Annotated in this window: 27 protein-coding genes and 1 pseudogene; 6 read left to right on the top strand and 22 right to left on the bottom strand. The window is 35.7% G+C overall.

The window, feature by feature from the left end; genetic code table 11:
- Positions 1 to 8: 8 nt before the first annotated feature.
- From MHH88_RS06600 to MHH88_RS06580, 5 genes are all read right to left on the bottom strand, one after another.
- Positions 9 to 458 carry a GNAT family N-acetyltransferase gene (locus MHH88_RS06600; protein WP_069512043.1) on the bottom strand — a complete coding sequence of 150 codons (450 nt, stop codon included), beginning with the start codon at positions 456 to 458 and terminating at the stop codon, positions 9 to 11.
- A 205-nt stretch (positions 459 to 663) separates the two neighbouring features.
- Positions 664 to 882 (bottom strand): hypothetical protein, encoded by a 219-nt coding sequence (locus MHH88_RS06595; protein ID WP_339261951.1) that lies wholly within the window; start codon positions 880 to 882, stop codon positions 664 to 666.
- Between the two features lie 20 nt (positions 883 to 902).
- Complete coding sequence (locus MHH88_RS06590) at positions 903 to 1082, bottom strand: hypothetical protein (RefSeq protein ID WP_024361441.1); 180 nt, start codon at positions 1080 to 1082, stop codon at positions 903 to 905.
- A 32-nt stretch (positions 1083 to 1114) separates the two neighbouring features.
- Entirely contained in the window at positions 1115 to 1555 is a 441-nt protein-coding gene (locus tag MHH88_RS06585; RefSeq protein ID WP_339261949.1) for a hypothetical protein, read from the bottom strand.
- A 159-nt stretch (positions 1556 to 1714) separates the two neighbouring features.
- Entirely contained in the window at positions 1715 to 2728 is a 1014-nt protein-coding gene (locus tag MHH88_RS06580) for a DUF2268 domain-containing putative Zn-dependent protease (protein WP_339261947.1), read from the bottom strand.
- 131 nt (positions 2729 to 2859) lie between these two features.
- Between MHH88_RS06580 and MHH88_RS06575 the strand changes: the two genes are divergently transcribed.
- On the top strand, positions 2860 to 3333 hold the full coding sequence (locus tag MHH88_RS06575) for a YbaK/EbsC family protein (RefSeq protein ID WP_069512049.1): 474 nt from the start codon (positions 2860 to 2862) through the stop codon (positions 3331 to 3333).
- Between the two features lie 68 nt (positions 3334 to 3401).
- On the opposite strand, the gene MHH88_RS06570 is transcribed toward MHH88_RS06575, so the two are convergent.
- The 3 genes from MHH88_RS06570 to MHH88_RS06560 all read right to left on the bottom strand — a co-directional run bounded on the left by MHH88_RS06570 (position 3402) and on the right by MHH88_RS06560 (position 6613).
- On the bottom strand, positions 3402 to 4658 hold the full coding sequence (locus tag MHH88_RS06570; RefSeq protein ID WP_339261945.1) for a glutathionylspermidine synthase family protein: 1257 nt from the start codon (positions 4656 to 4658) through the stop codon (positions 3402 to 3404).
- A gap of 24 nt (positions 4659 to 4682) precedes the next feature.
- Complete coding sequence (locus MHH88_RS06565) at positions 4683 to 5411, bottom strand: hypothetical protein (RefSeq protein WP_339261944.1); 729 nt, start codon at positions 5409 to 5411, stop codon at positions 4683 to 4685.
- Positions 5412 to 5566: 155 nt separating this feature from the next.
- Positions 5567 to 6613 carry a DUF418 domain-containing protein gene (locus tag MHH88_RS06560; protein ID WP_339261943.1) on the bottom strand — a complete coding sequence of 349 codons (1047 nt, stop codon included), beginning with the start codon at positions 6611 to 6613 and terminating at the stop codon, positions 5567 to 5569.
- Positions 6614 to 6801: 188 nt separating this feature from the next.
- Between MHH88_RS06560 and MHH88_RS06555 the strand changes: the two genes are divergently transcribed.
- Complete coding sequence (locus tag MHH88_RS06555) at positions 6802 to 7560, top strand: MBL fold metallo-hydrolase (RefSeq protein WP_339261942.1); 759 nt, start codon at positions 6802 to 6804, stop codon at positions 7558 to 7560.
- 113 nt (positions 7561 to 7673) lie between these two features.
- Entirely contained in the window at positions 7674 to 7937 is a 264-nt protein-coding gene (locus MHH88_RS06550; RefSeq protein ID WP_339261940.1) for a Parvovirus coat protein VP1-like protein, read from the top strand.
- A gap of 427 nt (positions 7938 to 8364) precedes the next feature.
- Here MHH88_RS06550 and MHH88_RS06545 read toward each other — a convergent pair whose 3' ends face one another.
- Complete coding sequence (locus MHH88_RS06545; RefSeq protein WP_339261939.1) at positions 8365 to 9228, bottom strand: AraC family transcriptional regulator; 864 nt, start codon at positions 9226 to 9228, stop codon at positions 8365 to 8367.
- A 387-nt stretch (positions 9229 to 9615) separates the two neighbouring features.
- Here MHH88_RS06545 and MHH88_RS06540 point away from each other — a divergent pair, with 387 nt between their 5' ends.
- Positions 9616 to 10686 carry a branched-chain amino acid aminotransferase gene (locus tag MHH88_RS06540; protein WP_339261937.1) on the top strand — a complete coding sequence of 357 codons (1071 nt, stop codon included), beginning with the start codon at positions 9616 to 9618 and terminating at the stop codon, positions 10684 to 10686.
- A gap of 140 nt (positions 10687 to 10826) precedes the next feature.
- On the opposite strand, the gene MHH88_RS06535 is transcribed toward MHH88_RS06540, so the two are convergent.
- The 5 genes from MHH88_RS06535 to MHH88_RS06515 all read right to left on the bottom strand — a co-directional run bounded on the left by MHH88_RS06535 (position 10827) and on the right by MHH88_RS06515 (position 15075).
- Positions 10827 to 11141, bottom strand: coding sequence for a hypothetical protein (locus tag MHH88_RS06535; RefSeq protein ID WP_339261936.1), 315 nt, complete (start codon positions 11139 to 11141; stop codon positions 10827 to 10829).
- A 134-nt stretch (positions 11142 to 11275) separates the two neighbouring features.
- Positions 11276 to 11665 carry a tautomerase family protein gene (locus tag MHH88_RS06530; protein WP_339261934.1) on the bottom strand — a complete coding sequence of 130 codons (390 nt, stop codon included), beginning with the start codon at positions 11663 to 11665 and terminating at the stop codon, positions 11276 to 11278.
- A 160-nt stretch (positions 11666 to 11825) separates the two neighbouring features.
- On the bottom strand, positions 11826 to 12155 hold the full coding sequence (locus MHH88_RS06525) for a hypothetical protein (RefSeq protein WP_339261933.1): 330 nt from the start codon (positions 12153 to 12155) through the stop codon (positions 11826 to 11828).
- 120 nt (positions 12156 to 12275) lie between these two features.
- On the bottom strand, positions 12276 to 13856 hold the full coding sequence (gene crtI, locus MHH88_RS06520) for a phytoene desaturase family protein (protein ID WP_339261932.1): 1581 nt from the start codon (positions 13854 to 13856) through the stop codon (positions 12276 to 12278).
- 229 nt (positions 13857 to 14085) lie between these two features.
- Positions 14086 to 15075, bottom strand: a complete 990-nt coding sequence (locus MHH88_RS06515; protein ID WP_339261930.1) for an EAL domain-containing protein — start codon at positions 15073 to 15075, stop codon at positions 14086 to 14088.
- Positions 15076 to 15442: 367 nt separating this feature from the next.
- On the opposite strand from MHH88_RS06515, the gene MHH88_RS06510 reads away from it, so the two are divergent.
- Together MHH88_RS06510 and MHH88_RS06505 are read left to right on the top strand one after the other, a co-directional pair.
- Positions 15443 to 15610, top strand: coding sequence for a hypothetical protein (locus MHH88_RS06510; RefSeq protein WP_339261928.1), 168 nt, complete (start codon positions 15443 to 15445; stop codon positions 15608 to 15610).
- Between the two features lie 147 nt (positions 15611 to 15757).
- The gene (locus tag MHH88_RS06505) at positions 15758 to 16261 is read left to right on the top strand and encodes a DinB family protein (protein WP_339261926.1); all 504 of its coding nucleotides are present in this window, start codon (positions 15758 to 15760) and stop codon (positions 16259 to 16261) included.
- 174 nt (positions 16262 to 16435) lie between these two features.
- On the opposite strand, the gene MHH88_RS06500 is transcribed toward MHH88_RS06505, so the two are convergent.
- From MHH88_RS06500 to MHH88_RS06465, 8 genes and pseudogenes are all read right to left on the bottom strand, one after another.
- Positions 16436 to 17293, bottom strand: a complete 858-nt coding sequence (locus MHH88_RS06500) for a PhzF family phenazine biosynthesis protein (RefSeq protein WP_339261925.1) — start codon at positions 17291 to 17293, stop codon at positions 16436 to 16438.
- Between the two features lie 65 nt (positions 17294 to 17358).
- Positions 17359 to 17964, bottom strand: coding sequence for an ABC-2 transporter permease (locus MHH88_RS06495; RefSeq protein WP_339261923.1), 606 nt, complete (start codon positions 17962 to 17964; stop codon positions 17359 to 17361).
- Complete coding sequence (locus tag MHH88_RS06490; RefSeq protein WP_339261921.1) at positions 17957 to 18823, bottom strand: ABC transporter ATP-binding protein; 867 nt, start codon at positions 18821 to 18823, stop codon at positions 17957 to 17959. The genes MHH88_RS06495 and MHH88_RS06490 overlap by 8 nt, the downstream gene beginning before the upstream one ends.
- A 5-nt stretch (positions 18824 to 18828) precedes the next feature.
- Entirely contained in the window at positions 18829 to 19200 is a 372-nt protein-coding gene (locus MHH88_RS06485; protein ID WP_024361465.1) for a GntR family transcriptional regulator, read from the bottom strand.
- Between the two features lies 1 nt (position 19201).
- Positions 19202 to 19519, bottom strand: a complete 318-nt coding sequence (locus MHH88_RS06480; RefSeq protein WP_339261919.1) for a YfzA family protein — start codon at positions 19517 to 19519, stop codon at positions 19202 to 19204.
- Between the two features lie 339 nt (positions 19520 to 19858).
- A complete protein-coding gene (locus MHH88_RS06475) occupies positions 19859 to 20299 on the bottom strand; it encodes a VOC family protein (protein WP_339261918.1) in 441 nt (146 codons plus the stop codon).
- 293 nt (positions 20300 to 20592) lie between these two features.
- Positions 20593 to 21257 (bottom strand): annotated as a pseudogene (locus MHH88_RS06470) (HAD family hydrolase).
- Between the two features lie 283 nt (positions 21258 to 21540).
- Positions 21541 to 22875 carry a glutamine synthetase family protein gene (locus tag MHH88_RS06465; RefSeq protein ID WP_339261916.1) on the bottom strand — a complete coding sequence of 445 codons (1335 nt, stop codon included), beginning with the start codon at positions 22873 to 22875 and terminating at the stop codon, positions 21541 to 21543.
- Positions 22876 to 23041 lie beyond the last annotated feature (166 nt).

Raw genomic sequence — 23041 nt, 5'->3', positions numbered from 1 at the left:
CAAACCGGTCATTCTACTATCTTTATTACTGCCATTTCCTTACCAAATCTATCCCCTTCATCCATAAATCCTAAACTTGTATACAAATGATGGGCTTCTAAATTTTCTGGATGATAACCTACAATTATTTTCTTTGCATTCGGTAATTTAGCCATCTCTGACAGCATTAACGTAGTTGCAGCTTTTCCAATACCCTTGCCTTGGAAGGTCTTATCGATCATTATTCGATATATCCAATAACCATCAAGTTCTTCTTGAACCGAATTGTACATTAAAAAGCCAACCACTTTTTCATTATAATAAATAGCGTATGGCTTTAAAGTAGGCTCAAACTTTGATTGGGCAATTGAGATTGCATTGGATTCCATGAATTTTTTTTGCTCTGGTGATACTTCTAGTTCACAACAGTCATACCAGTTTTCTGCATTTAATTCGACAATTTGGACATTTTGTTCCATCTTCATTTTCCCCTTTCACTTTTGGGGAAACGCTAAATAACTTTGTTAGTAAGGCGTTATCCCCTTGTAACCATTCACATTCAATCTCGTATTTTCCATACTGAACGCCTCCTTTAACGATTGCTGTTCTTCACACTTTTTAATTATACCTTTTTTCCACTAAAAACCTTTTATATCAAATTTTCATTCCTAGTCAGCTCAAACATTAATAAACATCAATTTCAATGGAATCCCACAATTCCTTGATTAATTGACCATCCAGTTTAATCTTTCGAAGTAAATCTCCAGCGTCTTCGCCAATTATTTCACTTGTTGAATCATAGAATTTCCAAAACATAAACTGACCAGATCCACGACCTATATAGTAATTTTCTTTTTTATAAATGAAATGAATTTCTCTACCCATCGTTAGATCATGCAGCAAATCTGTATAGGTGTAATCTTTCATAAATCTTCATTCTTTAAATGTTTGGCATTTATAAAAAAGGCTGTGCCAATTAAAAATAATCCTAGACAAATGAACATAGCTATCCCCGAATATTGATCTTGCAATATAGTTGTGCTTATTAACATAACGACCATCATTAGTACAAGTGCTCCATATAAGCCTTTAATATACTTCATTAGGTATTCCTCCTTATCCAACAAATGGATTGCTAAAGTTTCTTGCGAGTTTGAGAAAAGATAAAGAATACGACAAATAAAAACGCTAAAATCCCCAAACCTTTAAAGATATAGTGTATATAGCTTTTTTTGTAAGTATAGGGTCCTTCTCGGAAGGCTTTGATATACTGATTGTCTCCAACTTGTACAGCAATTGCATCATCCGTATTAATACCAACAATTGAATAATATTTCGTCCCTATTGGATATTCATTTGAAAAGTTCCCTTCATATTGTTCCATATCGGAATACTTCGTGACTTCTCCAATTTCTTTATTAATAGTATCTATATTTTCATCGCTTATCACATAAATATAATTGTCCCAAACAACGAAAGGATATGCCCAACTTGTTGCGTTTGCTTTGCATGGAAAAATGGCTATAACTAGCATACTTACAATAATCACAAAAGAAATAATTCTTCTATAACTCAAGTACTCCACTTCCTCACTCAAACGTTTTCCTAATTGGACGTTGCCAACATAAAGAAATTCACAAAATATTCCACAACAAAACCTTATTGTACACCCTATTTAAGAACTGGCTACCTTGGCAACTCAATAGAACACCATTGTTATGTACCATTTATTGCGCTATTGATAATGTTTAATATAATTTCCCTTTTCAAAAATTTCTTTCGCACTTAGAGCAATCCATTCCTTTGGCGTTATATTTGGGTGTAAATCAAGATAGGATTTAACCATTTTATAGCCTTCACTGTAACCATAATTTATAGGAAGCTCATTTCCCCCAAAAAGAATTTCTGATGACCTATTTATGTCTTCACTATCGAGATCTCCTTCAATTTTCGACCAATCTTCTTTATTATATGTTAAAGATAAATCAAATAAGGGTAAATGAATATCAGGATAAACTAGATTTGCGAACATAACCGCTTTCCCTTCAAATGCTAGATTATCCAGTACAGTAATAGCTTTATCTCTACTTTGGTACTTCTCCGCCCAAATACTATGATGATATTCATGCGCTATTCCTATTCTTAAATAGTCATCCGTAAAACTTTCATGATATTGAACCAATATTTTATTTGCCCCAACTGTTAGCAAACTTGTATTTTCATTTGTAGAAGGGAGGACACATATCGTTGTTACCTTCTGAGAAGGAATAAGATTTGAAGATTTGAAAAGTGCTTCTCTTATAATCTTTTCTGTATTTTTACTGTCAATTTTTTCGTTTATTTTTTCAATTTCTTCAAAGCGATCAGGGGCTGCATTTAGAACTTGATCAGCCATATAAAGATATTCTGCATTGGCAAAACAATCACTATAGATTGGATTAATAACCTCTTCTTTATAAATTTCCAATTTTGATTGCTCTGGGTTACCTTCAACTTTATCTTTATAGTTATCATAAAGTTTATAGGCATTGACGATTTTATACTTTTGCTTAGTTTCGGGATGTTCGAATGTGGTAATGATACTTTCTATATTTTGTTTTTTATAGAATTTTTCTGTTTGTGTACACGATGCTAGCAGTAAAATGATGCTTATTAGAATAAATGCAGTAAATATTCCCCTATATTTTATCAATAACATTTCACCCTTTTTAGAAATTAGATAATAAATGAATTTTACCATATTTTCCATTTATATTTTGATTTCTTAATCAATCTATTATTATACGGTTATCAGCAATTACATAGTGCTACACCATTCCTAACTTTAAATTCTGAAAATTATGTTAAGATAGATAAAGAACACAGCAAGGAGGGTTTTAAATGGCAATTGAAAAAGTACGCGAGCATTTCGCACAGTGGCATTTACAACATAAAATACAGGAACTAAGTGAAAGTTCAGCAACCGTTGAAATGGCTGCAAAAGCACTTGGCTGTGAACCAGAGCGTATCGCTAAAACACTATCATTTCTTGTAAATGATGGGGCGATTTTAATTGTAGCAGCGGGTGATGCCAAAATTGACAATGCTAAATATAAAGCGATTTTTGGCACGAAGGCTAAAATGCTTGCCAAGGAAGAAGTAAATGAGCGTATTGGACATGATATTGGTGGGGTTTGCCCATTCGGTATAAATGATGGGGTTGCCGTTTACTTAGATGAATCACTTAAACGCTTCGCAACAGTATTTCCTGCCTGTGGTAGTAGCAATTCTGCTATTGAACTTAGCATTCAAGAGCTAGAAGCGTATACACCTTATCAACAATGGATTGATGTCTGTAAAGGCTGGAACGATTAATAAACTAACATGTAAGGTAAAAATCCACTTAGCCTCCTACATTTACGGAAAGCAAAGTGGATTTTACTTTATCTATAGCCTATAGCTAACCAGTGGGAATCCCATTCGGTAATTTGATTGCCCACGCGACAAGACAAACCACATGCGCGATTATCCGCGATAAAAGAGCCAATGAGCCATTTCTTAGAATGGAAGCCATCCGTCTGTTGAATATTGATGGAAGGCATTTCAACGTACTGCTGGTAAATAAACAAATTATCATCATAATGTGTATAGGCAGATGCATTTGTTTTCGAGCCGTCTCCTGCATAAATTTCGACTGTATTGCCTTCACGAGAATAGACAGGTTTTTTCACAAAAGGCATTCCTTCTGCTACAAAAGGCTCTGCGGACAAATAGGTTGGTAACATGTACTTATTAATTGCAGACCGCTCCTCCGCATTAAATAATAGCGGATCATTTTTTCGTTCCCAAATCAGCCATAATAAAATTTTGGACTGAAGAACATAGGCCGCTGGCGCATTAATAATGGCAAGCTTACGATCTTTTACAAGTTCTAATAATTGCAGACCGATTCTTTCACCATCAGATGCTATATCGTCAATTAAAAACTCCACTGGATGTGCAGGGCGATATAAAATATCGATTTTTTCCATCGAAGGTGTATAAAGCCCTCTCATTACGCTAGGCGTATCTTTAGCAAAAATAATTAGCTTTTGGATAGGTACATATTCAATATCAAATGGGACACAAGTTTTTAAAAAATTCACCTGGCAATATTCCTCAAAATCCTCTTCAGCCGTTTTTCCTGTAATAACTATTTTAGGTTTTTTAACATCATGTAAATAATGCATTGCGGCAAAAAGTGCACCAGAAAGCGTTTTTTGCAATGCTGATACATCATTAGGATTTTCTAGTTGGAAATGCTGACAGAGCTGTTCATTCATTTCAAACGTTTCTTGGACAAGAAATGGTGTTTCTCCATTCAGTTCTAGACATTTTATATCGCCTTCCTCCGTACAAATAAAATCAAAACGAGCAAGGATGGACTGTTGCTGTAAATAATCCAATTCGATATAAGGCATCATTTCTGACCGAATGCCAAGAGCAAAAAGCTGTTCATCTGTTAAATGCTTAAATTGTTTTCCAACTTTTAAAAAGATTTGCCAAAGCATATTCGTGGCGTAATAAATTTCGTCTATTTTTTCTTTTTGCAGTTCCATCACATCGTACAAAGCATATTCTAGATCTTCAAAATCAAAAAAGAAATTAGGAAATTGCGAATAGAATTTTAGCCGTTGCTTACTATATGTAGCGTGTTCCATCGTGCGTCCTCCTTTTCCAGTCGATTAGGACGATGACGAGCCTCCTCTAGAAGCCCCTCCAGAGCCGAAACCTGATTTCCCAGCGTTTGATGAAGAGCTATTATACGAACTACCACTTGAAGAGGAACTAGAACCATTGGAATATGAACGCTGACCGCTCGAATAAGAATTTGTGTTATTCGAATTTGTATTTGAACCACTAGATGTTGAAGCATTCGAATTCGTATTATTTGATGTGGAACTATTTACATTTGAGCTAGAACCATTTGTTGAGGTACCAGATGACGTCGATGAGGAACCTCCCGTTGTGATGCCATTTTTCGAGTTTGTAGCATTCGACTTATTCGTAGTCGTCGTCGATCCTGCCGCGCCGCCACTGTGATTGTCACGCTCCGTGCCATTTTTTAAATTGCGACTTTTGTAAATGGCACTGCCAATCATTGCACCCGCAGTAGCATACATTAACCCATTAAAGAAATGCTGTGCGTAATACGGAGAATTTTCATCTAAACATTCATATGAACCATCATCACTTTCTTGCCACTCATCACAAGCATCCGCCATTTCACTGTTATGTACATCAAGTAATTCATCTTCGTTCGTCGTTTGGGCATTATTTTCAACCGTATCGGTCGTATTAACGGGGTCAGACTCCTTCACTACCTCCGTTTCAACATTACCGCATGCTGCTAGTTGCATCACCATAAACGATGCTGTAGTCACTGCCATATATTTTTTTAATTGTTTCGCCATATTTATACTCCCCTTATTCTTGATATCTTTTTTACGGATGACTTGTCATTTAGTTTCATTGATTTTACAAATTTATACTTTCAATAGTAACAGTATATGATTGTTATTTCAAAAAACGCCAGTGCAATAATGCCCTGACGTTAATTTTTCGCTATTTATGATTTTACCGATACTTTTCTTCCATAAGTCATCCATCTCCACACTTTTTCTAACGGACCCATTTTAAAGAATTTAAACCATATAACACTAAAGATGATTTGAATAACAAAAATCATAATGGCAATTATGACTATACGGGAAGTCGACATGACTTCAAATCCCATTAACTTTATAATAGCTAGCCCTATAAAGCTTTGAGCTAAGTAGTTTGTAAAAGCCATTTGTCCGACACGCCCAATAGGCTTTAATATTTTTACAATTGGCTCATGTTCTAAAATAAGCAATAAGCAAGCAACATAAAAGTAGGTCGTCGGGATTACACCTAAGCCAAGTAGTAACTGAAGATGACCATCTTGATTTTGAGAGGCAAACCCAATCCAACTAGATAAGCCTACAAACAATGGACATGTTACATAAATCACCCATTGAATTTGCTTAGTATGTTGTCTTACGTTGCCTATCCAATTAGCTTTTGCAACGAGAAAACCAGTTAAAAACATAATAAAAATCGTCATCATATCATTGCCTAATAAACCAAAAACTGTTGATAACATACTTATATTTGGCATAAACATTTGGCCTAATATGCTCACAATATAAACCGCAATCAAGCTAAATAGCCATTTGCTAATTGTAGAAACTTTTGCATGATAAAATGGCAACAAAAAAAGACCAATTATTGCATAAGCAGATAAGATGGAGCCCCAGAAAAAAATTAAATGGACAATCCCTATAAGAAATAATGCTAGTAATCTTCTTGCAAAGCGCCATCTCGGCTTATCCCCCCGAGCTTCAGCACGTGATGTAAAAATATAATAACCTATACCGAAGAGTAAAGAAAAAATCGAATAAAATTTCTTCTCGATAAATATATCAATTACCGTATCTAGCATGCTATTGAATTTGCTATAAACAGGCAATGGTTGTCCTTCAACTACCAACTGATAAGCCCCCACATTTATAAACAATATGCCAAATAACGCTAAACCACGAATAATATCTAAGGAAACAATCCTTTCCTTTTGTGTAACGGTTGGATTCATTCTCCATAACTCCTTTCATCAATACTGTATTTTTTGCTCCTTCGCAAGTATAACTACGCAACCTTACAGCAGTTTTTTAATTAGCTTACAAAAACCTTAACTGTTCTCCACCTTCTACATAATTAGTATAAACAAACTTCATAATATGATAGAGTATGTAAAAATATAAATCACTTGAAGGAGTTCATATGACCATTCGCCTCCAACATATTCGACACGCAACGTCGATTTTATTTATCAACGAAAAACGCATACTAATTGATCCAATGTTAAGTGATATCAGCAAACTTGCACCCGTGCCATTTACTCGAAACTATCGTAGAAATCCATTAACTCCATTAGCTGTTCCACTAAACATTTTTGAAGATATGGATGCCATCTTATTAACGCATCGTCACTTTGACCACTGGGATAAAAGAGCGATGGCTATCCTGAACAAACAGATTCCTGTCTTTTGTCAGCCCCAAGATGCCACAGCAATACGGTCTGCAGGTTTTAAAAAGGTAATAGCTATCGATGATTGTTATGAATGGGAAGGAATTTACTTGAAACGACTAGCAGGACGACATGCACCTGGTATTACTGGCAAATTACTAGGACCTGTTTCTAGCTTTTTCTTAAATACGACGGAAGAAGGTTCCATTTATATTGTTAGCGATTGTATTTTCACACCAGCTATAGACAAAGCTTTCCGAGAGTTGCAGCCGGATGTCGCCATTTTAAATGCATCAGAGGCACAGATGATATGGGGAACTGTAATAACAATGACGCGCGAAGATGTTGCACGTATTGCTCGCTTATCCCCAAACACAAAGCTTGTTGTTGTCCATCTTGAAACCATCAATCATTGCAAATTAAGCCGAGCGCAGCTAACTAATTTTCTAGACGAGCAACGACTAGCACATGCCGTATCAGTGCCGAATGATGGTGATATTTTGTCGCTTTAATTTTCACTACTTTATCCATTCTTTTTGAGTTATCACTAGTTTTTCATCTCTTTTCAAATGTGAACGCTACATAATGTATAGTATGAAAACTTTTTTGAAAAGAGGTTATTACTATGAGTAGGAATAGAAAAATAGGATTTTGTTATCCAGGCTATAGATATTGTGGACCAGGATGTTCAGGCCCAGGCGCACCAACAAATGCAGTTGATTCCTGCTGTAAGAAGCATGACGAATGTTATGCGAAATATGGTAGAACAAAATACTGTGATGATAGGTTTCAAAAATGTTTATTGCCACAAATGAACACCAACAGCAAAATGAGCAGGGACGCTAAATTGTTCTATAAAGTATTTCATTTGCGCCATAACTTCTTTTAGAACAAAATTTTAAGTCTGCTCGACAAACAAGTCAAAAAGAGGCTGGGGCAAAAGAGAAAAAGTGTTAGATTGACTGCCATCAATCTAACACTTTTTCGCTGCGCCGTTATTGTCCGCTTCGGCGGTGCTTTCCGCGGGCACACACGTAAGCCGCAACCCTCGCTAACGCGCAGGTTTGTTGCGTCTTACGCTGTGTGCGTTCCCGCAGGAGTCACCGCCTCCGCTACCAACAACTAGTGAACCCTTCTAATTTATTATTCATTGCAAAAGAAATAATAGTAAATATGTTCTATATATTTTCTTAGCAAAAATTTATCAAAACCCATGTACCTCTATTTAAGATTTTAAGGTTATGTCCCAGCCTCTCACTACTTTTTACGATGTTACAAATTGTTTGAGAATTATTTGCGTGCCTGACACCGCCTTACTACTTAATCGGTATCCAAATTTCCGAATATAAATTTTCACTTGTAGGATCTTCTTCCGTATAAACTTCTAATTCAGCTGTTCCAGCAGGTTCATATGGATTGGATGGGAACCATTCCGAGAAAATTTTCTTCCAAGCATTTTGCATTGCATCTGGCATCGGGCCTCGCACTTCAAAGACAACCCATTTCGATGCTGGTACTTCCATTGCTAACATATTTTCAGGTACTTCCCCTACGTGATCCGTTGCAATCCAATAGTCTATTAAATGATTATCCTTATAGTTTTCATCTGGTACACACACACCCAGTACCCCTTTGATTTGCCCGTTGTTTAAAGTAAATAATTGCTCGTCCATACCTTGCCCATTTAGTTCATTCCAAAATTGAGGTATGCCTTGTAAATTCTCACCTGTTTGGCAATTATACGTTCTTTTGACACCCACAACTTGAAACTTTTCTTTCTCTACAATGTTATATTTCATTGGTTCTGCTCCCTTCAAAGTCACCTGGATAATCAGGCGATTGTATGATTGTAATGGTCCTTGCTGTTTACGTACTTCACTTGGCGTTACATTATGCTGCTTACGAAACGCTTTGGTAAATGCTTCAGGAGAGTCGTAGCCATATTTGTAGGCGATGTCGATTACTTTACTATCCGTATTGATTAACTCTTGGGCAGCCAACGTTAATCTTCTTCGTCTAATATAATCTGCGATAGACATATCTGTTAAAATAGAAAATGTCCGTTGAAAATGAAAAACAGAGGCATTTACTTCTTGTGCTATTTGTTCCATCGTAATGGTTTCATGTAAATGCTCTTCTATATAATTTATTGCCTTTTGAATCGACTCAATCCAACTCAAATGCCCTCACTCCTTACTTCAAGATTATCGTATTCAATTAATATCATCCTGTCTTTTTATGCTATCTTTGGACAGGTACCCCCCCTTTAATTTCCAAACCTTTACTTCAATCATAATCGTTTCGACGTGCTAATTACATACATAGTTAGCATATGAAAGCTGAATACTCTAATTATGCCTATCTTGGACGTCACAACTAAAACACGTGTTACTCACCTTATGAAAAAACATTTCTTTATCTATGTAATGTTGGAATTTGTTGAATTAAATAAATATTTCAGCAATTTTATTAATTATTAGTAGATTCTTAGTATTTCATTAATTTAAAATAAACAGTATTATTAAGTATTATAGATAAATCACCTAATGACATAAGACGCGGAGGATATGACGATGTTAGAAATTAAAAAAGAATTAACAACAAACCCAAAAGAAAAACCTGCAGTAGACCAATTAGGGTTCGGACAATTTTTTACAGATCACATGTTTATAGTCGATTATACAGAAGGAATGGGATGGCATGATCCACGCATTATCCCGTATCAGCCACTTTCTATCGATCCATCAGCAATGGTCTTCCATTATGGACAAGCTGTATTTGAAGGCTTAAAAGCTTATGCAACAGTAGATAACGGCGTGCTATTATTCCGTCCAGACCGCAATTTCAACCGTTTAAATCATTCAAATGAGCGTATCGTCATTCCAGCAATTGATGAAGAACTTGCGTTAGAGGCGTTAAAGCAATTAGTAACATTGGATCGTGAATGGGTTCCAACCGCACCAGGAACATCTCTTTATATCCGTCCATTTATTATTGCAACCGAGCCTCACTTGGGCGTACACCCTTCGAATAGTTATCAATTTATTATTATTATGTCACCGTCGGGTTCTTACTACAAAGAAGGCATTAATCCAGTCAAAATTATGGTGGAACAGCACTTTGTACGAGCTGTCGTGGGGGGAACTGGCGAAGCAAAAACCGCTGGTAACTATGCAAGTGCCCTGAAAGGACAAGAAATTGCGCATAAGGAAGGCTACTCTCAAACATTATGGCTTGACGGCAAGGAACACCTTTATATTGAAGAAGTAGGGAGCATGAATATTTTCTTCAAAATAAATGGTACTGTCATTACGCCAGCATTAAACGGAAGCATCTTACCAGGTATTACGCGTGACTCGATGCTGCACGTATTAAAAGCAAAAAACATCCCAGTCGAAGAACGTCGCATTTCAATTGATGAAGTGGTTGAAGCCTATCATAATGGCACTTTGGAAGAAGCATTTGGTACGGGCACGGCAGCGGTTATTTCACCTGTCGGAGAGTTGAAATGGCGCGACGAAAAAATTCTAATTAACAACGGTCAAATTGGTGAAATTTCACAAATGCTTTACGATACATTAACAGGCATCCAAAATGGCACGCTTGAAGATTCATTCGGTTGGACAATTAAATTATAGAAATAAACAAATAAAAAATAGCTAGAAAATGCAAAAGTGTTAGATTGACCACAATCAATCTAACACTTTTTTTGCTGTTATCCACTTAGGAAGAAGCTTTTCTCCTCCGCTACTAAAATATTTTTACTAATGGTTGATTTTTAATGACATTGAAATAACACTAAAATAGTAGTACCTTTAGCGCTTTTCCAAAGCTCTACAAAAAAGCAATAGCCATTAGGAAAATCATTTAAGCAAGCTTCATCATCAAGGCTAATATTATTTTTATACTTTGTACGCCATTCAGACTTAACATCATGCATTACTAAACGCTCTAACTTACTTATTCGTTCCGTTTGATAGTGACAGATAAAAATTTCTTCTAATTCGCCATTAAAAATCATTTGTTCAAGTTCCCGTAACGTAACATTATTAGCGTAAATTTTACTTGATACGCATACTTCATCGTGAAACATCTGATTGTTTTCTTTGTCTATGAAGTAGCCTTTCCTTATCACGTTGTTCAACCCTTTTTGTTTAGTACTTGCCTAAGTAAATTTCGATAACCGTTTGTTACAAGGGTCTGTTATTAATCTACCTATACAAAAACTCATATATTTACGTTATAAGTTAATGTTAACTCATCTCCAGGCAGCCCCCGTATTCCCCAATTATGCTTTGGCGTTTCAAAAATCGTAATTTCGATATCTTGAGGCGCTATACGCAGTTCACTATGAATCTTGTCAAACAACAATGTAAGTAATTGCTTTTTCGTTTCCACTGTTCGACCTTCAAACAGGCTTATTTCAATAATGGTATAGGCATCACTTCTATCACTTGGATAGTAAAAATCTTCTTTATCCATCGGAAAAATGCGATGAAATTTCTTATCTGAAGGCAATGCAAGTGCCTCTACCATACATGCATGAATAATCGTCGATAATGTTGCCTTAATAGGATTTAAGCTATCTTTCATACCATATATTTTAACTTGCCCCATATGATCTCTCCCTTCTGGCTACCCCACTTATAACAATTCTATAAAAACTAAGAATTTCCTTTCAATTACTGTCGCTTATGTTGATTGACAATTGCATCGGCTACATGCATACCACCTAATGTCACAAGAGGTAATCCCCCTCCTGGATGCGTACTGCCACCTACAAAGTATAAGTTTGATGCAATCGAACTCTTATTGGGATGACGAAAAAAAGCACTGCGAAAACTATTGAAGAGCCAAAAAGAATGGAATGGGTAGATCCTAAATATTCGACAATAAACGTTGTGCTAAAAATGAGTGTACTAATACTCACACCATAAATTGCGCCAAATCCCCTAACAAAATAAATAACCCCAAGCACACCCGCTGTGATAATAAAGACACTGTTTGCCCATTCAAGCCATGTTGGCAATAGATTAAACCCTACTAAAATCACACCGAAGCTATACCAAATAAGAAAAAAATAAAAAATATAATGTTGCCATCTCATAAAGTTGTGCTACCCCACCTTTTTGTATTTTTAAAAAGATTCATACTAACCTTATGAACTTAATCCTTAGACATTACTCCGGTGCGATGAAAGGAAAACGCTAGATAACTAGATTTATCATTAAATTTGTACCGCATCAATGCCGTTACCATGCCCTTTTGGCATTTTAGGGGCAAAGAGTTCTACTTTTGGTAATGGCTTGACAGCAAATTCAGTCATCTTCTCTTTTCTTAAAATACCATTTGCCGTAATACGTGCCGACTCTAAAATAATAGGTAATCCACTTCCTGGATGCGTACCTCCTCCTACTAGCCAGCAATGATCTAACTCTTCAAATTTATTATGAGGACGGAATGTTAGCATTTGTGTTAACTGATGTCCTAGATTAAAGGTCGCCCCTTTATATACATCCATTTCCTCTTCCCAACCTCTTGGTGAAATCATTTTTTCTTCTTCAATATATTGCGCAAGATTGTCAACCCCAAGTTTCTGTTCAAGCATTCCTATTAACATATCACGATAGTCTTTTTCACATTTCTCCCATTCGATATTACTAAAGTTATTCGGTACAGGTGCAAGAATATATAGCGTTGATTTCCCTTGTGGTGCAACGGTTGGATCAGTCACAACAGCATTTTGGATATAAATGGAAGGGTCATCTGATAATATTTTGGCATTTGTAATATCTTCCACATTTTGACGATAGTCCTCAGCAAACCAAATTGTATGGTGTGGCAAATCAAATGTTTTATTGACACCTAGATATAACATAAATGTTGAACAAGAGTATTTTTTCTTGTCTAACTTTTCCTTCGAATATTTTTTTAGTACACCTGGTTCTACTAGATTCGTCATGGCATGAGCAAAGTCTCCGTTAATAATGACATCATCAGCCGCAACTTTTTCACCATTTTCTAAAATAACACCTCTTACTTTACGTCCATCTAACCATAATTTTGATACACCAGTGCCTGTAAAAATTTCACCATTATTTTCACGTACAACTTTAGCCATCGCTTGTGTTAACTTGTTCAAGCCACCTTTAACATGATACACGCCATAGGCATGCTCAATATAAGAGAGAATCGAAAAGGCACCTGGACTTTCCCAAGGAGACATACCAAGATACTTCGCTTGGAAAGTAAACGCAAGCTGTAATTCTTCTTGTTTATAATAGCGCGATAATGTATCAATTAAAGATTTACCGACTTCTAGCTCTCCTAATGCTTTTAAAACCTTTGGTTGAAGTAAATCTGTAAAGCGATTCATACTCGTTTGTAAAACAGGGGCTAATTTTTCTAATTTGCGATTTGTTTCCTTCATATATCGCTCATAGCTTCCTTCATTTCCCGGGAAAAGCTCATTTATTTGGCGAATCATTTCGTTTCTGTCACGTGTCATTTTAATTTTTTTATCACTAAAAATAAGCTCATACATAGGATTCAAGTCAATTAGCTCTATGTAATCATGAAAATTTCTTCCAGTAAGTTCAAAAATCTCTTCTACAATATATAGCATATTTAAAAATGTAGGACCCATATCAAACTTGTATTCGCCTAGCTGTATTTCGCTCGTTCTCCCACCAATATAATTCTTTTTCTCAAATACTTTTACATCGAAACCCTTTGCAGTTAGCAACATCGCTGATGCTAACCCACCTGGGCCAGCTCCGACAATAATGATTTCTTTGTTCTTTTTCATCATAAAACCTCCCTATATCCTTAAGTTAGCTAGTATTTGCAAAGTTGTTTTAAATGGTCATGTTCTTGTATAAGTAATCCAGTTTTATATTATACAAGAATTCTACAACAAGTATACAACTGCTGTACAAAAATTTGCAAATAATAAAGAAGCTAAAAAATGCAAAAAAATACCTTGAACAAAAGCTTGTACAAGATAAGCTTCATTCAAGATATTGTTGTTTATGATTTTACAGTTTCCGTTGAGGATGTATGCTCGGTTTTCCAAAGAGGTAACCTTGAAAAAGCTGATAGCCATTTTCCTTTAACCATTCAAAATCCGCTCTGCTCTCAATACCTTCTGCTAACGGAATCGCATTCACTTCAAAGGCCTTCGCTAAAAACTGCTTGGCTACTGCTTGCTTTTCACTATTTCCGCTAACACCTTGAACATATTTGATGTCCAATTTCATATATTGAGGCTTTAAGTCTGCAAGCATTTCCAGCGTGTTGTACCCTTCCCCAACATCATCCAAGGCATATTGAAAGCCCTTTTGTTTATAGTAATTGAGAATTGATTTTAGATGCTCAATGTCATCGACTTTGTCTGATTCGACTACTTCAAAAACAAACTGATTCGGATCAATGCCTAATTGATTTGCTAATTGTACTGTTGTTTGTAAACAAAACTCTGGGGAATAAATAGACGTGGGAATAAAGTTTATAAATGTCTTTTTCTTTAATACTGCTGAATAGCGCACTGCCGCCATTCTACATATGCGATCTAGAGCATATAACCGTCCACGACTTCTCGCTGCAGTAAAAATTTCATTAGGATAGATTAGAGAACCATCCTCTCTTGGAAACCTAGATAATATTTCATAAGCATAAATTTCTTCATTTGCATCGACAATCGGTTGAGAGAAGCTAATAACAGATTTCTTCCTGATTACTTCATCAATCCACTTCATCTCTAAAATCGGCTCGATTTCTGTAATAGGTTGCCACGTTCTATTGTCAAAACGAAAATAAACTTGCGCTAAATCCATATAATCATGGCAAAAATCAAGCAACTCCCTGACGCCTGACTCTTGAATAATAAAAAAATCATCCTTTACCGAAATCAACAAGCCTCTTCTTTTAAAATAATTGACTACCTTTTCCATCAGTGATAGATTTTGTTGTCCCTTTAACTGTATGTCAAACTGTAACTCTAAAACTAAGCAGCTTTTACAAGGCATATTGATTCCCCCAGTATAGTAATAACGACTTCTCCTCTTATTTTCGTTAAATTATACAATTATGGATATTCATTATCAATTAATCTCTCACATTATTACTAGCTCTAACAGTTTGCTTGTCATGTTCTTAGCATAGAAGGATTTCAAATAGCTATAAACTGTTAGTTGTCAAATGCCTCTTTTTGTAAAACGCACTTTAAAATATAGCTTTTTTAGCCATTTTCTGTTTCTAAAACTTTGAATAATATTTCTCCTGACAAACCATCAATATACACAATAGAATCTCGGTAATCTTTTTGCAAAGCAACGATGTATGAAGTAAAAAAATAGGGCAAGAATAAAAGTATAAACATTATGAGGTGAATGAATGAAAAAATTATTTATCGGTACATTTACAGCAATTCTAGCAACAGGACTATTATTTGGATGTGGTACATCAAAAGATAAAACAGAGCCCAATGATACGGAAGCACCATCTACACACAAAGAACATATGGAAAATCACAATAAAACAGAAGACACTTCAAAAGAATAATATCTTTTACACATTAAAACATAAAAACCAGCTCAAATCATCAATGGAGCTGGTTTTTTATTATTTAGAAAAAGATTATGTTATTTATTCAAGCGAGGATATAATTGTATATGTATAGAAAGAAAACTATATTTTAGGAGGGTTTTAATGTTCCAAACTGTAGACCATTTTATACACTCTTGGGCATTTGAAGCGAGTGCCACACAAAATTACCTCAACACGTTGACAGATCAATCACTTACGCAAGCCATCACATCAGATAATTGGACTTTAGGACGCATTGCTTGGCATACTGTAACTGCTATTCATATTATTACATCCAATACAAACTTAACGTTTGAAGCTCCAACAGTCGATTATCCCGTCCCTACCTCGGCTCATTATATAGCAGACTGTTATCACCAAGCTAGTAGTGCATTTATCCATGCATTAAAAACGCAATGGAAAGACAAGACAATGACGGAATATATACAATTTCTAGGCCAAGAAATACCGAATGGATCACTATTATTATTTTTAATGCAACATCAAAGTCACCATCGCGGGCAAATGAGCGTTCTTATGCGACAGGCTGGTTTAAACGTTCCAGGCATTTATGGCCCTTCAAAAGAGGAATGGGCAAACTTTGGTATGGATGCCCCACAAATGTAGCGCAATTTAAAAATGATGAAAAAGTGTTAGGATAACTGCTGGCAATTCTAACACTTTTTTGCTACGACAGGGACTGATTGAAAATCCATGCTAATTTGCAAACTTCTACCGAGATTTCCCCTTTTAATAAAGTGAAGAATTTGTCCAGCCCAAGGGATTTTTTAGTAGTGTTGTCTAGTATAATTCGCCTTTTGTCAAGATTATGGCATTTCCTCCCACCATCACTCTTGGATTATTATTATGTATTAATTTAGTGATAATGGTAGAAGGTCTGCCCATGCTATAGCCTTGCAAAAACGTGAATTCTTCATTAAATTTCGTTAGCACGCGATTATGAAGAAGATAATATGTTAATGCACCATTGGAAGTCCCTGTTGCTGCTTCTTCATCAATCCCATAGAGCGGGCAAAAGTTTCTACTCTCTGCTATTCCACTATCTGTGTCCAGTGTAAATGCATGAACGCCTCCTATGTTATGGCGTTTGGCATATTGCGTAAGGGCATTAAAATCAGGGTTTAACGCGTATAATGCATCTTTTGTTTTGATTGGAAGCATAATATCCCAAAGCCCAGTGCTTACAGCTTGAGGCACTAGTTTAAAATGGTTATCGCCAATTTGCTCTTTATCCATATTAAAAAGAGTAGACAGCTTATCATAATCATCAAAGATTTTTCCGAGTCTTGGTTCGGCTTGCTCCATCATGAAAAATGATTGATTCACTTCAACAGCCAGTGTACCCGCCAGTGTTTTCATATAGTAAGTATGGTTATCTTCAATCGCTTGACAGTCCAATAGCGCTTTAAAGGAGGCTATTGTAGCATGGCCACACAGTGCTACTTGGGAAGTTGGTGTGAAAAATTTTATATCAAAATGATTATTGTCTATTTTTTTAATAAAGGCTGTTTCTGAAAAGCGAACCTCCGCAGCAAACTTTTGCATAAATTCTTCGTTTAAATGTTCATAAATCACTACGCCTGCCGGATTTCCGCCAAACTTTATCTCTGTAAAAGCATCAATTACATAATAGTACAAAGCTAATTCCCCTTTATGTTGTATAATTTGCCGTGCTGAAATCGGTGAACGAAGCAGGACATTGATTAAAATGCTTTACGTTGGTAAATTGCTGTAGTAATACCCCACGAAAGTAAAAATACTAGCAAAATCACCACTGTTGCAGCTATATAAATTGTTGTAATGGATAAGTGAATAATAAAATCCGTTATGGCTGTTAAATGTTCAGCTAAAAAGATAACAATAGACGGTCCTATACCTGCTAAAGGGATGAAACTAATCATGATAGCCATTGTGATATACCCTGGTTTAAATATATAAAACATTGGCAAAGTAAGGGAAACAAATAATATAAATAACCCTACAGAAATTGCGATATCCGTTAGTGAAAACGTTTTATTAGAGATCATTAATGCTAAGCTTGTCACGGCAATGGATAAAATCATATAAACTAATGCTCCAAGATAGCGTGAAGCAATAATTTCTTTACGTGTGTATGGTAAAGAATTTAATAGTATATTTGTTTCTGCTTTTTCATCGTAAGCATAAGCATTAAAAGGAATAAAAATACTAGCTACTAAAAAGATAAGAGCAGGATGCGAATCCATAAAAATAAAGAATGCTATAAAAGGAATAAACGTTAAGAGTAGCTTTTTTTGCATGATTACATCGCGCCAGATTAAATTAAACATAGCTTTCTCTCCCTTTCATGTAATACATAATATCTTCCAACGATGCTGGGTCAATGATAACGGACTCTCCGAAAATATTTTTCACTTCATTAATATTATCCGTTAATGCTTCAAAACCTGTAGTTGCACGATGAATGTGTACAAAGGCTTGTTCTGTATCTCGATCCAGCAGATCCACTCTTCCTTTCACAATAGCATAGTTTTCTGTAACATCATGAATGGACTTATTAAACACTAATTGTCCTTTTTGTATAAAAGCTATATAATCTGCAATTCGATTTAAGTCTGTGGTAATATGCGTGGAAAAGAAAATAGTACGATTCCCATCAATCATTAACTCTTGTAAGAGATTCAACAGTTCTCGTCTAAAAATTGGATCTAAACCTGCTGTTGGCTCATCCATGAGTATTAGCTCTGCATGATGTGATAAGGCTATCGCCAACGAAGCCTTCATTTGCATTCCTTTTGAGAAAGTTTTCACTGCTTTATTCATCGGTAATTCGAATTGTTCCACATAGTGATAAAATAATGTATCATCCCAATTTTTATAAGCTGGTGCAACAATACGCTTGATATCTTTTAAGTTGAGCCCTTCAAAAAATACATTGCCATCATATACAAACCCAATGCGTTCCTTGATTGCCTTCTCATGGGTCTTGTAGTCTAAGCCAAAAACCTTCACTTCCCCTGCATCTGCCTTTAATAAATTCATCATCATCTTTATCGTTGTCGATTTACCAGCCCCATTTGCCCCTATAAATCCTGTTACAAACCCTTGCTTTACTTGTAAATCAATATTTTTCACTGAAAAACCTTTAAAATGTTTTGTTACGTTTTTTAACTCAATTACATTTTCCACTTATCTCACTCCTCAGACAAAATATCCAATAATTGATGCAATTCATCGAGTGACAGGCCAATTTCTTTACTATTCGTTATAACGGCACTCAACTGCTCCTCAATGACCTTCTGTTTTTTCTCTCTAATTACTTCAAGATTTTGCTCTGCGACAAAAGAACCCTTTCCAACAATAGAATAGATAAAGCCTGCTTTCTCTAATTCCTCATAAGCACGTTTAGTCGTGATCACACTAATTTGTAAATCCTGTGCGAGTTTGCGCATCGAAGGTATGGCTGCACCTTCTTGTAGCTCCCCAGCTAAAATAGACGATTTCATTTGATTTGTAATTTGTTCATAAATCGGCTCCTTTGAACTATTGGAAATAATTATTTGCATGCTAATCCCTCTTCTTCCTATTTTCAAAACCTCTTTGTATAATGTCATGAACTGCTTGAATGAGAATGGCAATCACATGAACTGTTGTGACCAAATTAAAAAATGGAAAGGAATAAGGAGCAATCCATTTAGTAAAGAGCTTCAAATCGAGTATCCATCTTGCAATTCTGGCAAATAAGTTGCCACTATCGTTGATTTTTGGCTCCAGTAAAGTGCCATCAATAGCGATAAAAATCAATTGAACAATCAAAAAGACACCAATGGTAAGCACCCATCGTTTTCCAAGTTGATTGTTATATACTTTATCAGTTCCTATCATCTATTCTCCTCTCTATAACTCACTTAGCACTCCAAATTCATTATAATGTATATATAATATATACACATTATATACAAAATTAAAATTTGTGCAACTTTTTCCAAAAAAAATTCCCGTGGCTATTCTTCAAAGTTATGACCAAACCTATCAGTAGAATTAAAAAAAGACACGCACAAAGCAGGTTATGACCCTGTCTGTTCATGCCTTTGAATTTCATTGCTCCAATTTTTAGTTATATCCAAATTTACCTCAATTCCTACTAAAATACACTTAGCTTTAGTAACTACAGCATTCGTTATCAAGTATTCATCCTTTCGTGTAGCGTCATATAGCCCACCATTACTTTTTGATTTCTTCAGCTAACTCCAAAATAATGCCCTCTGGACCTCGCACGTAGCAAAGCTTATAGTGTTCTTCGTATTGCTGTATCTCACTAAAGATTTCCTTACCGTTCTTTTTTAGTTTGGCAACAATCGCTTCAATATTTTCAACAGCAAATGCGATATGTCGGATTCCCAGCGTATTAGCACAGGGTTGCTGAAAATCCCCTTCAGCTAACGGGGAATAAAATTTTATTAGTTCTATCCAAGTCTGACCGTCCGGCATGCCCAATCCCACACACGCTACTTTTGCGTCAGAAAGCCCAGCTGCATATCCCATCAACTCTCCTGCCATTTCCCATTCCCCTTTCACCTCAAGTCCAAAATCGAGAAAAAACGCTTTAGCTCCAGAGAGATCATTAACAATTATCCCTATATGATCCATTCTTTTAATCTTCAACTTTTACCCCTCCTATATCCCCTTATTTTACCAGTATGTACAATGCAACTGCTAATATCATAATATGATTTCAGCATTGCCAGTAAAAATTTTTTTTATTATGTACGCATTTATGAAAAAAACAAAGAAGTGTTGGAGCCTTAACAGCCCCAACACTTCTTTGTTAGTACATTGTTATATATTCATCGCGTTCTCAGTCGTGGACGCATTGGGGTTTCTGTCCCTGAAAAATCCCGATTTTCAGTGTTTTTCCATACTTTGATTTTGAACGTTATTTTATCTGGCTATGTATGCTAAAAATTTAATTTCTTCAAAATCTCAGGAAGTTTTAAATAATCATCAATTATTGCATCTGCTTCTATATCAGTCCATTGATTATCTCTTTTCCAAATCCCCTTCATTCCAACGTTTTGAGCAGCTTTCACATCATTTTCTGGATGGTCACCAATAAATACACTTTCTGAAGGTTCTACGTTTAATTTTTCTAATGCATTTAGAAAGATTTGAGGATTAGGTTTCTTCATTCCTTCCCATTCAGATACTAATATTACGTCAAAATATTGATCAATGTTCAAAGCTTTAATGTTCTCCATTTGGAACTGACCGAACCCATTTGTAATCATGCCTAAAGCGGTTTTATTATTTTTCAGCCCCTCCAACATTTCATGAATATGAGGAAATCCTACACAATGATGTTTGAATTCTTTTAAATAATCTTTGAGAAGTTCTTCGCAAGTTACTGAAGATATATTTAATTATCAATCAGTTGTTGGTATACTTTATCCTTCCAAACATATCCACGATTGTCTAATTCAATAAATCTTGAATTATATTGCTCTTTTGAAATATGAGAAAGTAAGTCAAATAATCTTTCATATTGCTGGTTTATAAAAAGCTCAATCGATTTATCACGATTCAATAAAGTTCCATCTAAATCAAATAATACAGCTTTAAACATTTTAGAATTCCTCCACAGGGAAATTTTTACTCAACATTAATATTAACAAAATAATCCACTTTATAATATAAACATTTCCCAAAGCAGGATTAGAGGATACTTTTCTCTTAACATTATAAATTTCAAATAAACAACAATAAGTAATTGTTTTTTAGTTCTAAAAGAATAACTACTATTATTAAGCGAAATGGAAACAATTTTTAGAAACCATAACAGCAAAACAAACCCATGTGGGCAAAAAAACAAAGAAGTGTTGGAGCCTTACAGCCCCAACACTTCTTTGTTAGTACATCGTCAAATATTCATCACGTTCCCAGTCGTGGACGCGTGTGCGGTATTTGTTCCATTCAATTTCTTTCGCTGCGGTGAACTTTTCAAAAATATGAATGCCTAGTGCGTCACGAACGATATGGTCCATTTCTAGTTCTATCAGTGCATATTCTAATGAAGATGGTAAACTATCAATGCCATTCATTTCACGCTCTACACGATTCATTTTATAAATATTTCGGTCCACAGCGTCTGGTGGTGTTAAGCCTTTGCGAATCCCATCGAGCCCAGAGGCTAAAATAACTGCCATTGCTAAGTATGGATTGGCTGCTGGATCAACAGAACGCAATTCAATACGTGTGGAAAGTCCTCGTGCCGCAGGGATACGAATAAGTGGTGAGCGATTTTGTGCTGACCAAGCTACGTAACATGGCGCCTCATAGCCAGGCACTAAACGTTTGTAGGAATTGACTAATGGATTCGTTACAGCTGTAAAGCCGTGCACATGCTTCATAATCCCTGCCATAAAACTACGTGCCGTTTGACTTAATTGCAATTCTGCATGTTCATCATAGAAGGCATTATTTTCTCCTTCAAATAATGACAGATTAAAGTGCATTCCTGAACCATTCACTCCAAATAAAGGTTTCGGCATAAAAGTTGCATGCAAGCCGTGTTGAGCTGCTACCGTTTTAACAACTAGTTTAAACGTTTGAATGTTATCACATGCTTCAATGGCACTGGCATATTTAAAGTCAATTTCATGCTGACCCGGTGCCACTTCATGATGGGACGCTTCAATTTCAAAACCCATGCCCTCTAGCTCCAGCACAATATCCCGTCGACAGTTTTCACCTAAATCCGTCGGTGCTAAATCGAAATACCCACCGCTATCATTTAATTCCAGTGTTGGATGACCTTTTTCATCTAGTTTAAATAAGAAAAATTCCGGTTCTGGTCCAAGGTTAAACGAAGTAAAGCCCAATTCTTCCATTTCTTTTAAGACGCGCTTCAAGTTAGAGCGTGGATCGCCCTCAAATGCTGTACCGTCTGGTCGTGCAATATCACATATAAAGCGTGCTACCTTGCCTCTTTCAGCCGTCCACGGGAAGATTACGAATGTATCAAGATCAGGGCGTAAATACATATCAGATTCCTCAATACGAACAAATCCTTCAATCGAGGAACCATCAAACATAACCTTATTGTCTAATGCCTTAGCTAACTGACTAACTGGTATTTCTACATTCTTGATTGAGCCCAATATATCAGTAAATTGTAGGCGAATAAATTTCACATTTTCCTCTTTCACCATGCGGATAATATCATCTCTAGTATGATGTTTCATTCTTCCCCACTCCAATTTGTCATTTTTCTTAACATCCGTTTTTTACAACTGCTTTTAAATTACACTAAAACAACTAATGAACGCAATGGGCATGTAAGGTTTTGTTACATAGAATTTTTAGAATATTCTTATCTTCTTTTTAGATGTATAGAAGCCTACTTGTTGC

The sequence above is a fragment of the Lysinibacillus sp. FSL K6-3209 genome, assembly GCF_037976175.1.
In the GTDB taxonomy this organism is placed as follows: domain Bacteria; phylum Bacillota; class Bacilli; order Bacillales_A; family Planococcaceae; genus Lysinibacillus; species Lysinibacillus sphaericus_D.
This window is presented reverse-complemented; position numbering and strand designations above follow the sequence as displayed.

What these genes read in the sequence shown, in the direction of transcription:
- MHH88_RS06550 (WP_339261940.1), top strand. Translation starts at nt 7,674, where the DNA reads ATGAGTAGGAATAGAAAAATAGGATTTTGTTATCCAGGCTATAGATAT.
- MHH88_RS06530 (WP_339261934.1), bottom strand. Translation starts at nt 11,665, where the DNA reads ATGGGGCAAGTTAAAATATATGGTATGAAAGATAGCTTAAATCCTATT.
- MHH88_RS06465 (WP_339261916.1), bottom strand. Translation starts at nt 22,875, where the DNA reads ATGAAACATCATACTAGAGATGATATTATCCGCATGGTGAAAGAGGAA.
- MHH88_RS06600 (WP_069512043.1), bottom strand. Translation starts at nt 458, where the DNA reads ATGGAACAAAATGTCCAAATTGTCGAATTAAATGCAGAAAACTGGTAT.
- MHH88_RS06510 (WP_339261928.1), top strand. Translation starts at nt 15,443, where the DNA reads ATGAAAAAATTATTTATCGGTACATTTACAGCAATTCTAGCAACAGGA.
- MHH88_RS06535 (WP_339261936.1), bottom strand. Translation starts at nt 11,141, where the DNA reads ATGTTTCACGATGAAGTATGCGTATCAAGTAAAATTTACGCTAATAAT.
- MHH88_RS06575 (WP_069512049.1), top strand. Translation starts at nt 2,860, where the DNA reads ATGGCAATTGAAAAAGTACGCGAGCATTTCGCACAGTGGCATTTACAA.
- MHH88_RS06555 (WP_339261942.1), top strand. Translation starts at nt 6,802, where the DNA reads ATGACCATTCGCCTCCAACATATTCGACACGCAACGTCGATTTTATTT.
- MHH88_RS06580 (WP_339261947.1), bottom strand. Translation starts at nt 2,728, where the DNA reads ATGGAAAATATGGTAAAATTCATTTATTATCTAATTTCTAAAAAGGGT.
- MHH88_RS06485 (WP_024361465.1), bottom strand. Translation starts at nt 19,200, where the DNA reads ATGCAAATAATTATTTCCAATAGTTCAAAGGAGCCGATTTATGAACAA.
- MHH88_RS06495 (WP_339261923.1), bottom strand. Translation starts at nt 17,964, where the DNA reads ATGTTTAATTTAATCTGGCGCGATGTAATCATGCAAAAAAAGCTACTC.
- MHH88_RS06515 (WP_339261930.1), bottom strand. Translation starts at nt 15,075, where the DNA reads ATGCCTTGTAAAAGCTGCTTAGTTTTAGAGTTACAGTTTGACATACAG.
- MHH88_RS06570 (WP_339261945.1), bottom strand. Translation starts at nt 4,658, where the DNA reads ATGGAACACGCTACATATAGTAAGCAACGGCTAAAATTCTATTCGCAA.
- MHH88_RS06505 (WP_339261926.1), top strand. Translation starts at nt 15,758, where the DNA reads ATGTTCCAAACTGTAGACCATTTTATACACTCTTGGGCATTTGAAGCG.
- MHH88_RS06540 (WP_339261937.1), top strand. Translation starts at nt 9,616, where the DNA reads ATGACGATGTTAGAAATTAAAAAAGAATTAACAACAAACCCAAAAGAA.
- MHH88_RS06525 (WP_339261933.1), bottom strand. Translation starts at nt 12,155, where the DNA reads ATGAGATGGCAACATTATATTTTTTATTTTTTTCTTATTTGGTATAGC.
- MHH88_RS06560 (WP_339261943.1), bottom strand. Translation starts at nt 6,613, where the DNA reads ATGAATCCAACCGTTACACAAAAGGAAAGGATTGTTTCCTTAGATATT.
- MHH88_RS06480 (WP_339261919.1), bottom strand. Translation starts at nt 19,519, where the DNA reads ATGATAGGAACTGATAAAGTATATAACAATCAACTTGGAAAACGATGG.
- MHH88_RS06590 (WP_024361441.1), bottom strand. Translation starts at nt 1,082, where the DNA reads ATGAAGTATATTAAAGGCTTATATGGAGCACTTGTACTAATGATGGTC.
- crtI (WP_339261932.1), bottom strand. Translation starts at nt 13,856, where the DNA reads ATGAAAAAGAACAAAGAAATCATTATTGTCGGAGCTGGCCCAGGTGGG.
- MHH88_RS06565 (WP_339261944.1), bottom strand. Translation starts at nt 5,411, where the DNA reads ATGGCGAAACAATTAAAAAAATATATGGCAGTGACTACAGCATCGTTT.